Below are 13,881 nucleotides of genomic sequence, written 5' to 3'. Positions count from 1 at the left end.
AGCCCGGGATTGCACAATCCCGGGCTTTTTTTGTTTGTCGGCGGCGATTATTTTATTTCGTAAAAACCGAACATTTCACCATAAATAATCTAATTTTAACGATAGATCATGCGAGGTAAGATAGACGCCACGAGGTTTGATTATATTGAGAGAATAAAAAGTGAAACACCTGCATCGTTTTTTTAGCAGTGATGCCTCCGGGGGCATCATTCTCATTATCGCCGCTGTGCTGGCTATGCTGATGGCGAACAGCGGATTCACCAGCGGATGGTATCACGCCTTTCTGGAGACGCCCGTTCAGCTACGGGTTGGGGCGCTTGAGATCAACAAAAATATGCTGCTGTGGATCAACGACGCGCTAATGGCGGTATTTTTCCTGCTGATTGGTCTGGAGGTCAAGCGTGAGCTTATGCAGGGCTCGCTTGCCAGTTTACGTCAGGCGGCGTTTCCGGTGATTGCCGCCATTGGCGGTATGATTGTTCCGGCGCTGCTCTATCTGGCTTTTAACTATTCCGACCCGATTACGCGCGAAGGCTGGGCGATCCCGGCGGCAACGGATATTGCTTTTGCGCTGGGCGTATTGGCCTTGCTGGGCAGCAGGGTGCCGCTGGCGTTGAAGATATTCCTGATGGCGCTGGCTATTATTGACGATCTGGGCGCGATTGTGATCATTGCGCTGTTCTACACCAGCGATCTTTCGATGGTCTCGCTGGGGGTGGCGGCATTTGCGATTGTGCTTCTGGCCGTGCTGAACCTGTGTGATGTCAGACGAACAGGGGTTTATATCCTGGTCGGCGTGGTGCTGTGGACTGCCGTATTGAAATCTGGCGTTCATGCCACTCTTGCCGGGGTGATCGTCGGCTTCTTCATCCCATTGAAGGAGAAGCATGGTCGTTCTCCGGCGAAGCGTCTGGAACATGTGCTGCACCCGTGGGTGGCGTATCTGATTCTGCCGCTGTTCGCCTTCGCCAATGCGGGCGTCTCGCTACAGGGGGTAACGCTTGACGGGCTGACCTCAATACTCCCGCTGGGAATCATTGCCGGGTTGCTGATCGGTAAACCGCTGGGGATTAGCCTGTTTTGCTGGCTGGCGCTGCGTCTCAAACTGGCGAAGCTGCCGGAAGGAACACGTTTTCAGCAAATAATGGCAGTCGGTATTCTGTGCGGGATCGGTTTTACGATGTCGATTTTCATCGCCAGTCTGGCGTTTGGTAGTGTAGATCCGGCACTGATTAACTGGGCGAAGCTGGGGATTTTGATTGGTTCTCTGCTTTCGGCAGTGATCGGCTACAGCTGGTTACGTACACGTTTAAGCCCGGTGGTCTGAGTGGGGACAGAGGGTTGGGGGGCTGATGTGGCCCCCCTTGCGACACAGATCAGGGAGAGGAGTGAGCATGTCTCATATTAACTACAACCACCTTTATTATTTTTGGCATGTGTATAAAGAAGGTTCCGTTGTCGGGGCGGCAGAAGCGCTTTACCTGACGCCGCAAACTATCACCGGTCAGATCAAAGCCCTTGAGGAGCGCTTGCAGGGAAAATTATTCAAGCGTAAAGGGCGTGGGCTGGAGCCCAGTGAATTAGGGGAACTGGTGTTTCGCTATGCGGACAAAATGTTTACCTTAAGCCAGGAAATGCTGGATATCGTTAACTACCGCAAAGAGTCTAACCTGCTGTTTGATGTCGGCGTGGCGGATGCGTTGTCAAAACGTCTGGTCAGCAATGTGCTGGATGCGGCCGTGGTTGACGACGAACAAATTCATTTGCGCTGTTTTGAATCCACCCATGAGATGCTGCTTGAGCAGCTTAGCCAGCATAAGCTGGATATGATTATCTCGGATTGCCCAATCGACTCTACCCAGCAGGAAGGGCTGTTTTCGGTGAAGATAGGTGAATGCAGCGTGAGCTTCTGGTGTACGAAACCACTGCCTGCAAAACCCTTCCCGGCGTGTCTGGAAGAGCGTCGGCTGCTGATCCCTGGCCGTCGCTCTATGCTCGGTCGCAAATTATTAAACTGGTTTAATTCGCAGGGCTTAAATGTCGAAATCCTCGGCGAGTTTGATGATGCGGCGCTGATGAAAGCGTTTGGCGCTACCCACAATGCGATTTTCGTCGCGCCGACGCTCTATGCGCATGACTTTTACGCCGATGAGTCGATCGTTGAGATTGGCCGTGTGGAAAACGTCATGGAAGAGTATCACGCCATTTTTGCCGAGAGGATGATTCAGCACCCGGCCGTACAGCGTATTTGTCACGCGGATTATTCGGCGCTATTTAGCCACAAAGGGTAAGCGCTACAGGCCGGATAAGGCGTTTGCCCGCCATCCGGCAGACATAAAAAAACCCGCTTGCGCGGGCTTTTTTACAAAGCTGATAACAAGCGGGCGATTAAGCCAGTTTGTTGATCTGTGCAGTCAGGTTTGCTTTATGACGTGCAGCTTTGTTTTTGTGGATCAGACCTTTAGCAGCCTGACGGTCCACGATCGGTTGCATTTCGTTAAATGCTTTCAGTGCAGCAGCTTTGTCGCCAGCTTCGATAGCTGCGTATACTTTCTTGATGAAAGTACGCATCATAGAGCGACGGCTTGCGTTGTGCTTACGAGCCTTTTCAGACTGAACGGCGCGCTTCTTAGCTGATTTGATATTAGCCAAGGTCCAACTCCCAAATGTGTTCTATATGGACAATTCAAAGGCCGAGGAATATGCCCTTTTAGCCTTCTTTTGTCAATGGATTTGTGCAAATAAGCGCCGTTAATATGGCGGCACTCGTTACGTAGTGATGGCGCAGGATTCTACCAGCTTGCGGGTCGTGAATACAGCTTTTCCACGATAAAAATTACATTGAATGGGCAGTTTCTTGTTCTGATTTGCCCCATAACAATGAAAACAATCTTCTTTATGTTTCACAGGGGCAATCGTCGGTTAACCTTGACCGCTGTACAAGGTATACTCTGACGATTTTCACTGTTTTGAGCCAGACATGAAGCTGATACGCGGCATACATAATCTCAGTCAGGCCCCGCATGGGTGTGTGCTGACTATTGGTAATTTCGACGGTGTGCATCGTGGCCATCGTGCATTGCTGCAGGGCTTGCGGGAAGAAGGGCGCAAGCGGGGTTTACCAGTGATGGTAATGATTTTCGAACCGCAGCCGCTGGAACTCTTCGCTACGGAAAAGGCCCCTGCGCGCCTGACCCGCCTGCGGGAAAAACTGCGTTACCTGGCGGAATGCGGCGTGGACTACGTGCTGTGCGTACGCTTCGATCGCCGCTTTGCCGCCCTGACCGCACAAAACTTTATCAGCGATCTGCTGGTGAAGCGTCTCGGCGTGCGGTTCCTCGCTGTCGGTGATGATTTCCGTTTTGGCGCTGGTCGCGAAGGCGATTTCTTGTTATTACAGAAAGCCGGAGCGGAGTACGGTTTTGACATCACCAACACGCAGACCTTTTGCGAAGGTGGCGTACGCATCAGCAGTACGGCCGTGCGTCAGGCGCTGGCGGAGGACAACCTGCCGCTGGCTGAAAGTTTGCTGGGGCATCCGTTTACCATCTCCGGGCGTGTCGTCCACGGCGATGAGTTAGGGCGCACCATTGGTTTCCCGACGGCGAATTTACCGCTGCGTCGTCAGGTCTCCCCGGTAAAAGGGGTTTATGCGGTGGAAGTGATGGGGCTGGGTGATAAACCCATGCCTGGCGTTGCCAATATCGGCACGCGTCCGACAGTGGCAGGCGTACGCCAACAGTTAGAAGTGCATCTGCTGGACGTTGTAATGGACCTCTATGGTCGCCATATAGATGTAATACTGCGTAAAAAAATACGCAACGAACAGCGATTCGCGTCGCTGGATGAACTAAAAGCGCAGATTGCGCGTGATGAGTTAACTGCCCGCGATTTTTTTGGGCTATCAAAACCGGCTTAATGCCTATACGAGTTTTAAATACGGAACCGAGAATCTGATGAGTGACTATAAATCAACCCTGAATTTGCCGGAAACAGGGTTCCCGATGCGCGGCGATCTCGCCAAGCGTGAACCGGGAATGCTGGCGCGTTGGACCGATGATGACCTGTACGGCATCATTCGTGCGGCCAAAAAAGGCAAAAAAACCTTCATTCTGCATGATGGCCCTCCTTATGCGAATGGCAGCATTCATATTGGTCACTCGGTTAACAAGATTCTGAAAGACATTATCGTGAAGTCCAAAGGACTCGCGGGATTTGACTCGCCTTACGTTCCGGGCTGGGACTGCCACGGTCTGCCGATCGAGCTGAAAGTCGAGCAGGAATACGGTAAGCCGGGCGAAAAATTCACGGCTGCGGAATTCCGTGCGAAGTGTCGCGAATACGCCGCCACCCAGGTTGACGGCCAGCGTAAAGACTTCATCCGTCTGGGCGTGCTGGGCGACTGGTCGCATCCGTATTTGACGATGGACTTCAAAACTGAAGCCAACATCATTCGCGCGCTGGGTAAAATCATCGGCAACGGCCATCTGCATAAAGGCGCGAAGCCGGTGCACTGGTGCGTGGACTGCCGTTCCGCGCTGGCGGAAGCGGAAGTTGAATATTATGACAAAACATCTCCGTCTATCGACGTGGCGTTCCACGCCGCTGACCAGGATGCGGTGAAAGCGACGTTTGGCGTTTCCAGCGTCAATGGCCCGATCTCGCTGGTTATCTGGACCACCACCCCGTGGACGTTACCTGCGAACCGCGCGATCTCTCTGGCGCCGGATTTTGATTATGCGCTGGTACAAATTGATGGCCAGGCGCTGATTCTGGCGAAAGACCTGGTGGAAAGCGTGATGCAGCGCCTTGGCGCGGCTGACTATACCGTCCTCGGCACCGTAAAAGGCGCGGAGCTGGAGCTGTTGCGCTTTACCCATCCGTTTATGGACTTCGACGTTCCGGCGATCCTCGGCGATCACGTCACGCTGGATGCCGGTACGGGGGCGGTGCATACCGCGCCTGGTCATGGCCCGGACGACTATGTCATCGGTCAAAAATACGGTCTGGAAACCGCTAACCCGGTCGGACCGGACGGCGCTTACCTGCCAGGCACGTATCCGACGCTCGATGGTGTGAACGTTTTCAAAGCGAACGATATCGTCGTTGCGCTGCTGCGTGAAAAAGGCGCGCTGCTGCACGTTGAGAAGCTGCAACACAGCTATCCGTGCTGCTGGCGTCACAAAACGCCGATCATCTTCCGTGCGACGCCGCAGTGGTTCGTCAGCATGGATCAGAAAGGCCTGCGCGAGCAGTCGCTGAAAGAGATCAAAGGCGTACAGTGGATCCCGGACTGGGGTCAGGCACGTATTGAATCAATGGTTGCGAACCGTCCTGACTGGTGTATTTCCCGTCAGCGTACCTGGGGCGTGCCGATGTCTCTGTTCGTACATAAAGACACCGAAGAGCTGCACCCGCGCGCCATCGAACTGATGGAAGAAGTGGCGAAGCGCGTTGAAGTGGACGGCATTCAGGCATGGTGGGACCTCGATCCGAAAGAGATCCTCGGCGACGACGCTGACCAGTACGTGAAAGTGCCGGATACGCTGGACGTCTGGTTTGACTCCGGTTCGACGCACGCTTCTGTGGTCGATGTGCGTCCTGAGTTTGCCGGTCATGCGGCGGATATGTATCTGGAAGGTTCCGACCAGCATCGCGGCTGGTTCATGTCCTCCCTGATGATCTCCACTGCGATGAAGGGCAAAGCGCCGTACCGTCAGGTACTGACCCACGGCTTCACCGTGGATGGTCAGGGCCGCAAAATGTCCAAATCCATCGGTAACACCGTTTCTCCGCAGGATGTGATGAACAAACTGGGCGCGGATATCCTGCGTCTGTGGGTGGCGTCTACCGACTACACCGGCGAAATGGCCGTTTCCGACGAGATCCTGAAACGCGCTGCCGACAGCTATCGTCGTATCCGCAACACAGCGCGCTTCCTGCTGGCGAACCTGAACGGGTTTGATCCGGTAAAAGATATGGTGAAACCGGAAGAGATGGTGGTGCTGGATCGCTGGGCGGTGGGCTGCGCGAAAGCGGCGCAGGACGATATCCTGAAAGCCTACGAAGCCTATGATTTCCACGAAGTGGTACAGCGTCTGATGCGCTTCTGCTCCGTTGAGATGGGCTCGTTCTACCTCGACATCATCAAAGACCGCCAGTACACCGCGAAAGCCGACAGCGTGGCGCGTCGTAGTTGCCAGAGTGCGCTGTACCATATCGCAGAAGCGCTGGTGCGCTGGATGGCGCCGATCATGTCCTTCACCGCAGATGAAATCTGGGGTTATCTGCCAGGCGATCGTGAGAAGTACGTCTTTACCGGTGAGTGGTATGAAGGTCTGTTTGGCTTAGGCGAAACCGAAGCGATGAATGACGCTTACTGGGACGAGCTGCTGAAAGTGCGTGGCGAAGTGAACAAGGTTATCGAGCAGGCGCGTGCGGACAAGAAAGTCGGTGGTTCTCTCGAAGCGGCTGTCACCCTGTACGCTGAACCGGAACTGGCGGTGAAGCTGACTGCACTGGGCGATGAATTACGATTTGTCCTGTTGACCTCTGGCGCGAAAGTCGCTGACTATGCGGAGGCTTCTGCTGATGCGCAGCAGAGCGAACTGCTCAAAGGGCTGAAAGTCGCGTTGAGTAAAGCCGAAGGTGAGAAGTGCCCACGCTGCTGGCACTACACCACGGATGTCGGCAAGGTAGCGGAACACGCAGAGATCTGCGGCCGCTGTGTCAGCAACATCGCCGGTGATGGCGAAAAACGTAAGTTTGCCTGATGAGTAAGCCTCTTTGTTCAACAGGACTGCGCTGGCTGTGGCTGGTGGTGGTCGTGCTGATTATCGATTTAGGCAGCAAGTACCTGATCCTCCAGAACTTTGCTCTGGGGGATACGGTGTCGCTGTTCCCGTCGCTTAATCTGCACTACGCGCGTAATTATGGTGCGGCGTTTAGCTTCTTAGCCGACAGCGGCGGCTGGCAGCGCTGGTTCTTTGCCGGTATCGCCATCGGTATTTGCGTTATCCTGATGGTGATGATGTATCGCTCGAAGGCGACGCAAAAGCTGAACAACATCGCTTATGCGTTAATCATTGGCGGTGCGCTGGGCAATTTGTTCGACCGTCTGTGGCACGGCTTCGTTGTCGATATGATCGACTTCTATGTCGGCGACTGGCATTTCGCCACCTTTAACCTGGCCGATAGCGCGATTTGTATCGGTGCGGCGTTGATTGTGCTGGAGGGTTTCCTGCCGAAAAAGCAGGCGTAATAAAATGCCGGATGGCGGCGTAAGCGCCTTATCCGGCCTACAAAATAGCGCGATTCTTGTAGGCCCGGTAAGCGTAGCGCCACCGGGCAAACAGGTAGCCCAAAACAAGCCTCTTGTAGGCCCGGTAAGCGTAAGCGCCACCGGGCAAACAGGTGACCCAAAACAAGTGAGCAAACCTGCATGTCTAAATCAGTACAGAGTAACAGTGCGGTGCTGGTGCACTTCACCTTAAAGCTTGACGATGGCTCTACCGCTGAGTCAACGCGTAACAATGGTAAGCCAGCGCTATTCCGCCTGGGTGACGGCTCCCTGTCTGAAGGGCTGGAGCAGCATCTTCTGGGACTGAAAGACGGCGACAAAACCACGTTTTCTCTGGAGCCGGATGCCGCGTTTGGCGTACCGAGCCCGGACCTGGTTCAATACTTCTCTCGCCGCGAGTTTATGGACGCGGGCGAGCCTGAAGTGGGGGCAATTATGCTCTTTACCGCAATGGACGGCAGTGAGATGCCTGGCGTGATCCGCGAAATTAACGGTGACTCGATTACCGTCGATTTCAACCATCCGCTGTCCGGGCATACCGTTCATTTTGATATTGAAGTGCTGGAAATCGATCCGGCACTGGAGGCGTAAAATGCAGATCCTGTTGGCCAACCCGCGCGGCTTTTGCGCAGGTGTAGACCGCGCTATCAGCATTGTAGAAAACGCGCTGGCTATTTACGGCGCGCCAATTTATGTCCGTCACGAAGTGGTGCACAACCGCTACGTGGTGGATAGCCTGCGTGAGCGCGGGGCGATTTTCATCGGGCAGATCAGTGAAGTGCCGGACGGCGCGATCCTGATTTTCTCCGCACACGGGGTTTCCCAGGCGGTACGTAACGAGGCGAAAAGCCGCGATCTCACCGTTTTTGACGCCACCTGTCCGCTGGTAACAAAAGTGCATATGGAAGTGGCGCGCGCCAGCCGTCGCGGCGAAGAGTCAATCCTGATCGGTCATGCCGGGCACCCGGAAGTGGAAGGGACGATGGGGCAGTACAGCAACCCGGAAGGGGGCATGTATCTGGTCGAGTCGCCGGACGACGTTTTGTCGCTTGATGTCAAAAACGAAGGCAAACTCTCATTTATGACCCAGACGACGCTCTCCGTCGATGACACGTCTGATGTGATTGACGCGCTGCGTCAACGCTTCCCGAAAATTGTCGGGCCGCGTAAAGATGACATTTGCTACGCCACGACGAACCGCCAGGAAGCGGTGCGCGCGCTGGCGGAACAGGCCGATGTTGTGCTGGTGGTCGGTTCGAAAAACTCCTCCAACTCCAACCGTCTGGCTGAACTGGCGCAGCGTATGGGGAAAGCGGCGTTTCTGATCGACGATGCCACCGACATCCAGGAAGCCTGGGTGAAAGAGGCGAAGTGCGTTGGCGTGACCGCTGGCGCTTCCGCACCGGATATTCTGGTGCAGAACGTGATCGCTCGCCTGCAAGAGCTTGGCGGCGGCGAAGCCATTCCGCTGGAAGGCCGCGAAGAGAACATCGTTTTCGAAGTGCCGAAAGAACTGCGTGTGGATGTTCGTGAAGTAGAGTAATTACGCTTTGACGCCGGTCTGCTATCCGACCGGCATCTTTTATGCCATTACGTATCGCTCAGGCGATACATCCTGCGCGGATGTCCTGGCTTGCCATACAGCATCTCGACGCGAAGAAACCCCGTCTCGACACCGTGTTCAACATAGCGGCGTGCCGTGGTTTTACTTAACCCCGTTCCGGCAACCACATCGTCAACGGAGAAGCTGCGCGTGCTGTTTTCTGTAAAAAGCTTCTGCACCAGCGCCAGCGTGATTTCTTCAATCCCCTTACTGCTATTCTCCTGACGGTAATTCTTCGCCTGTAACAGGTAGAGTGAATCGACGTTTTGCTGATCGACAATTTTCCATACCCGCTGCTGTTCGGCAAACTGGACAAAACGTTCCAGCGACTGGCTGAGCCGTTTCCACGAGATTGGCTTCAGAATATAGTCAAACGCGCCGTTGCGAATCGCCAGGCTACAGGTATCCATATCACTGGCGGCAGTAATAAAGATCACTGAGCAATTCGTGTTCATGACTAACGGATCGCTGATGAGCGTAATACCCTTACCATCCGGTAGATAGTTGTCCAGCAGCAGTAGCTGAGGCCGCAGCTGGTTGAGTTTTTGCCGGGCATCGGCAAGCGTGGAGGCAATGCCAGCCAGTCGGAGTCTCGGATGTTTGTCGATCAGTTCAGCGTGCAGCTGCGCCAGTTCGTTCTCGTCCTCAACGATCAGGACATCGATAAGTTCAGGTTGCATAATCGGTACCTTCCAGTTCCTGTACGGGACTGCGGGAAATTCCCGTAGCGGGAATAAACAACGTAAATATGGCGCCGCGCGGCGAATTATCAGCGACTTCTATCACCCCTCCCGCCTGAGTGACATAACTTTCAATCAGATACAATCCAATGCCATGATCGCCCCGGGTTTTCGTGGTGACGCCACGTTCGAAAATATGCTCGCGAATCTCCGGTTTAATACCGACTCCCTGATCGGCCACTTCGATAATCAGCTCATGCTCGTTGAGTCTGATCAGCACGTCCACTGGCGCATGCGGTAATAGCGAGCGCTGCGTTGCTTCGATCGCGTTATCGAGTAAATTGCCCAGGATCGAAATCAGTTCTGATTCCGCAAGTGGCGGAAAAGGCCCATCCATCCGGCAGCTGGGATCGAAATTCAGTTCCACCCCTTTTTCACCCGCTCTTGCCGCTTTACCTAACAGCAGGCCGCACAGTGTTGGCGAACTGAAGCGCGATGAGATAAAGTCCAGCAGCTCCTGGGCATGTTCCGACTGAGCCTGAATATAATCAATGGCTTCATTGTAACGACCCATATGCAGTAAACCAGAAAGGGTCGTCATGCAATTGAGCTGCTCGTGGCGCATGATGCGCAAATTATCTACGTAACGTTTTACCTGGCTTAGCTGAGCGCTCAAACTGTCTATTTCATTGCGATCGCGGAAGGTTATCACCCATCCCTGAAGCGAGTTCTCCAGCATGATGCGCACCCGGCTGGCGATAACCGTCAATTCATTGAAACGGCAGATTTCATCATGAGTGTCATTCTTCAGCATTACCTCTTTAAGGAAGAAGGGGGATGGCGTAATCACTTCGGTAATGTGTTGCCCGCGTATCGCCTGCGCAGGCTGACCTAAACCCAGCAGCTCGCGGGCAGCCTGATTGATCACCTCAATGTGCAAATTATTATCAATGGCGATTACCCCTTCATAAATCGATTCCATCATCGCTTTTTGCTGACGAACCAGCAGGCCTATCTCTCGCGGCTCCAGTGAAAAAATCTGTTTTTTAATACTGCGGGTGAAGAACCAGGAAAAGACAAAAAGGGATATCAGCAGCAGGATGGCGGCAACCAGGATACTGACGGCTTTATTCACCGTAATGGTGTTGAGGTAACTGGTGAGGTATCCAACGGAGACGATACCAATAACCTCGCCCTGATCGTCAACAATGGGCGCTTTACTGCGCAGGGAGATGCCCAGGCCGCCACGGCGAATTGTCGTGGTGCTCTTTCCGTGAAGCACTTCAGTGTTATCGTCGCCAACCAGCTTTTTTCCTACTCTGTCGGCATAAACCGAATGAAACAGATGGATGCCTTCTTTATCTCCGATAACAATAAAACTGGCGTCGCTATGCGCGGCTATTTTTTGCATAAATTGATGAATCGCCGCGGTATCTCTTTCCACGACTTCTTTTCGCAAATTCGGAATAAGTGCAATTTCTTCCGCCTGTATTTTCGCCCTTGCTCCCATCTCCTGATAAAGCTGCTTTTCTACGTGCATATAATAGTATCCACTCAGTAAGGCAAATAATATGGAGAAAAAAGCAATCAGCGATATAAACAGTTTGATCTGAAATGAAACTTTCATAATGTTCAGGCATCGTCATCAGGGATACGTCACTGTATCATCTTTTGGCCTGAATGAAGCGATTTTGCCAGAAACCTGTGATCTTTTGCACAGCAGAATATATTGCGGTAGGCAGCGCGCAGGCGCAACGATGTTACCAAACGTTGCTTTAAATACGCGCTGAAAAGAAACCATAAAAACCACGGCGTTAAATAAGAGATAAATCACATAAAATAATAGAAACCATTAAAACTATAGAGACCATTAAAACTTCTTTTTGAATTCGTCAGCACTCACACAAAGTAAATATTGAAGCCCATAAACTAACCCTGAAAAATAACCGAGGGCTTAATAATGAGCACGACTGATGATTCTTTCTCTGTTACTCATGAACCGTTAAACATTCAGCGCTTGTCACTTAAAGAGCGCTGGTGGCACATTATGGATACATGGAAAATCGGTATTATTCCATTACCGATGTTTTTGTTGGCCGGCGCATTAATCGCGATTGATTGCCTGGGCGGGAAGCTGCCGAGCGATATTGTCGTGATGGTCGCCACGCTGGCTTTTTTTGGCTTTGCCTGCGGAGAGTTTGGGAAGCGTTTGCCCATCGTCGGCAAACTGGGGGCCGCCGCAATTTGCGCGACCTTTATTCCTTCCGCGTTAGTTTACTATGGCCTGCTGCCGGATGTGGTGGTGGAGTCGACGACCAAATTCTATAAATCTACCAACATCCTGTATCTCTATATCTGCTGCATTATCGTCGGCAGTATTATGAGTATGAATCGCACCGTGCTGATTCAGGGTTTTCTGCGTATTTTCTTCCCAATGTTATGCGGTGAAATCGTCGGCATGGTTGTTGGTATGGGCGTTGGCCTGGCGCTTGGCCTCGAACCCTTTCAGATTTTCTTCTTTATTATTTTACCCATCATGGCCGGCGGCGTTGGCGAAGGCGCCATTCCGCTTTCAATCGGTTATGCGACCCTGTTACACATGGATCAAGGGGTGGCGCTCGGTCGTATCTTACCGATGGTGATGCTGGGCAGTCTGACCGCCATTATCATCTCCGGCTGCCTGAACCAACTGGGCAAGCGCTTCCCGCATCTGACCGGCGAAGGTCAATTGATGCCAAACCGTGCGAATGCCGATGAACAATCGCCGTCACTGGCGGAAGGCGTCTCTGGCAAAACGGATGTGACCACGATTGCCGCAGGCGCGCTGCTGGCGATACTGCTCTATATGCTGGGGATGTTAGGGCACAAGCTGATTGGCTTGCCCGCCCCGGTTGGCATGTTGTTTGTGGCTGTGCTGGTCAAGTTAGTTAACGGCGTATCGCCCCGCGTTCTTGAAGGTTCGCAGGTGGTGTACAAATTCTTCCAGACTTCAGTGACTTACCCCATTCTGTTCGCGGTTGGCGTCGCCATTACGCCGTGGGAGGAGCTGGTGAACGCCTTCACCCTGACCAATCTTCTGGTCATTATCAGTACCGTTGCTGCGCTGGTCGCGACAGGATTCTTCGTTGGTAAAAAAATCGGTATGCATCCTATTGATGTCGCCATTGTCTCCTGCTGTCAGAGTGGGCAAGGCGGTACGGGCGACGTAGCGATTTTAACCGCAGGCAACCGCATGAGCCTGATGCCATTCGCACAAATTGCGACGCGTATCGGCGGGGCGATAAATGTTTCCATTTCGCTGCTGGTGCTGGGTAACTTTCTTATTTAATTGAAGTATGCAGGATTGATAATTATGAAACTCGCAAGCTTTCTTTATCAGGGTACTCGCAGCTATGGCATCGTTACTGCCGGAGGCGTTATTGATTTGGGGAACCGCATCGGCGACCAGTATCGGGACCTGAAGGCGCTATTGCAGGGGGATGGTCTGGAGCAGGTGCGGCGCTTCGCGCAGGCGCCGGTCGATCTAAAAATGGATGCAATCACCTTTTTACCGGTGATAGAGCGACCGGAAAAAATACTCTGTGTCGGCATGAACTACGCCGAAAAGCGCCAGGAGTTCGATCAGCATGACCCCGCGCCGACGCTGTTTGTTCGTTTTGCGGATTCGCAAACCGGGCACAACATGCCGGTACTCAAGCCTCGCCATTCGCATGAGTTTGATTACGAGGGGGAGCTGGCGGTGATCATCGGTAACGGTGGCGAGAATATCTCCCGCGACCATGCGCTTGACCATGTCGCCGGATACAGCTGCTATATGGATGGCTCCGCACGCGACTGGCAGCACAGCTGGTTTACTGCGGGGAAAAACTGGCGGCAGACCGGCGCTTTTGGCCCGTGGATGGTCACTGCCGATGAAATTCCCGACCCGCATCAGCTGGCGATCCGCACCTGGCTCAACGGTCGCATGGTACAGGAAGATAACACCAGCAGTATGATCCATAAAGTTGCTGAATTAATTGAGTATATAAGCACTTTCACCCGTCTTAATTCCGGTGACGTCATCATTACGGGCTCGCCGGGCGGCGTAGGGAAAAAGAGGAATCCGCCGTTATTCATGCAGGAAGGCGATCGTATTGAGGTGGAGATTGAGCACATTGGCCATCTGAGTAATGTCATCATGGAAGCCCCGCTACAGGCCTTTGCGGCGGCGCATTAATACGATGAGCCAACACGTTTTGGCGTATGGGATTAATGACAAATTTTGTTTCGTCTCCTTTTGTCGGTCGGTCGCTTGCCAA

The 13,881-nt window shown here is 53.2% G+C and carries 13 protein-coding genes; 10 read left to right on the top strand and 3 right to left on the bottom strand.

Translation table 11 applies throughout. From position 1 onward, the window contains the following. The first annotated feature begins 160 nt into the window (after positions 1 to 160). On the top strand, positions 161 to 1,327 hold the full coding sequence (nhaA, locus tag OGW17_RS01490; RefSeq protein WP_012134155.1) for a Na+/H+ antiporter NhaA: 1,167 nt from the start codon (positions 161 to 163) through the stop codon (positions 1,325 to 1,327). Positions 1,328 to 1,394: 67 nt separating this feature from the next. Beyond that, a complete protein-coding gene (gene nhaR, locus OGW17_RS01485; protein WP_012134154.1) occupies positions 1,395 to 2,291 on the top strand; it encodes a transcriptional activator NhaR in 897 nt (298 codons plus the stop codon). Between the two features lie 97 nt (positions 2,292 to 2,388). Here the strand turns inward: nhaR and rpsT are convergent, their stop codons facing one another. Beyond that, entirely contained in the window at positions 2,389 to 2,652 is a 264-nt protein-coding gene (rpsT, locus tag OGW17_RS01480; RefSeq protein ID WP_001518655.1) for a 30S ribosomal protein S20, read from the bottom strand. A gap of 102 nt (positions 2,653 to 2,754) precedes the next feature. On the opposite strand from rpsT, the gene OGW17_RS01475 reads away from it, so the two are divergent. From OGW17_RS01475 to ispH, 6 genes are all read left to right on the top strand, one after another. Beyond that, positions 2,755 to 2,955: a DUF2575 family protein gene (locus tag OGW17_RS01475; protein ID WP_049008862.1), complete on the top strand. Its 201-nt coding sequence runs from the start codon at positions 2,755 to 2,757 to the stop codon at positions 2,953 to 2,955. A 25-nt stretch (positions 2,956 to 2,980) separates the two neighbouring features. Beyond that, a complete protein-coding gene (gene ribF / locus OGW17_RS01470; RefSeq protein WP_012134153.1) occupies positions 2,981 to 3,919 on the top strand; it encodes a bifunctional riboflavin kinase/FAD synthetase in 939 nt (312 codons plus the stop codon). Positions 3,920 to 3,956: 37 nt separating this feature from the next. After that, complete coding sequence (gene ileS, locus OGW17_RS01465; RefSeq protein ID WP_071257512.1) at positions 3,957 to 6,773, top strand: isoleucine--tRNA ligase; 2,817 nt, start codon at positions 3,957 to 3,959, stop codon at positions 6,771 to 6,773. Then, on the top strand, positions 6,773 to 7,261 hold the full coding sequence (lspA, locus tag OGW17_RS01460; RefSeq protein ID WP_047459022.1) for a signal peptidase II: 489 nt from the start codon (positions 6,773 to 6,775) through the stop codon (positions 7,259 to 7,261). The genes ileS and lspA overlap by 1 nt, the downstream gene beginning before the upstream one ends. Before the next feature lie 180 nt (positions 7,262 to 7,441). Beyond that, positions 7,442 to 7,891 (top strand): FKBP-type peptidyl-prolyl cis-trans isomerase, encoded by a 450-nt coding sequence (gene fkpB, locus OGW17_RS01455; RefSeq protein WP_071257514.1) that lies wholly within the window; start codon positions 7,442 to 7,444, stop codon positions 7,889 to 7,891. Between the two features lies 1 nt (position 7,892). Then, on the top strand, positions 7,893 to 8,843 hold the full coding sequence (gene ispH, locus OGW17_RS01450) for a 4-hydroxy-3-methylbut-2-enyl diphosphate reductase (RefSeq protein ID WP_286452136.1): 951 nt from the start codon (positions 7,893 to 7,895) through the stop codon (positions 8,841 to 8,843). A 47-nt stretch (positions 8,844 to 8,890) separates the two neighbouring features. Here the strand turns inward: ispH and OGW17_RS01445 are convergent, their stop codons facing one another. Both OGW17_RS01445 and OGW17_RS01440 read right to left on the bottom strand, forming a co-directional pair. After that, the gene (locus OGW17_RS01445) at positions 8,891 to 9,583 is read right to left on the bottom strand and encodes a response regulator (RefSeq protein WP_071257520.1); all 693 of its coding nucleotides are present in this window, start codon (positions 9,581 to 9,583) and stop codon (positions 8,891 to 8,893) included. Then, positions 9,573 to 11,210 (bottom strand): ATP-binding protein, encoded by a 1,638-nt coding sequence (locus OGW17_RS01440; RefSeq protein WP_071257522.1) that lies wholly within the window; start codon positions 11,208 to 11,210, stop codon positions 9,573 to 9,575. The genes OGW17_RS01445 and OGW17_RS01440 overlap by 11 nt, the downstream gene beginning before the upstream one ends. A gap of 333 nt (positions 11,211 to 11,543) precedes the next feature. Between OGW17_RS01440 and OGW17_RS01435 the strand changes: the two genes are divergently transcribed. Together OGW17_RS01435 and OGW17_RS01430 are read left to right on the top strand one after the other, a co-directional pair. Continuing rightward, entirely contained in the window at positions 11,544 to 12,911 is a 1,368-nt protein-coding gene (locus tag OGW17_RS01435) for a 2-hydroxycarboxylate transporter family protein (protein WP_012134145.1), read from the top strand. Positions 12,912 to 12,935: 24 nt separating this feature from the next. Then, positions 12,936 to 13,799, top strand: coding sequence for a fumarylacetoacetate hydrolase family protein (locus tag OGW17_RS01430; protein ID WP_071257526.1), 864 nt, complete (start codon positions 12,936 to 12,938; stop codon positions 13,797 to 13,799). Positions 13,800 to 13,881 lie beyond the last annotated feature (82 nt).

Source organism: Citrobacter sp. CK181, from assembly GCF_030333595.1.
In the GTDB taxonomy this organism is placed as follows: Bacteria; Pseudomonadota; Gammaproteobacteria; order Enterobacterales; family Enterobacteriaceae; genus Citrobacter_B; species Citrobacter_B koseri.
The sequence above is the reverse complement of the archived record's forward strand: the minus strand, read 5'-3'. Positions and strand labels throughout refer to the sequence as shown.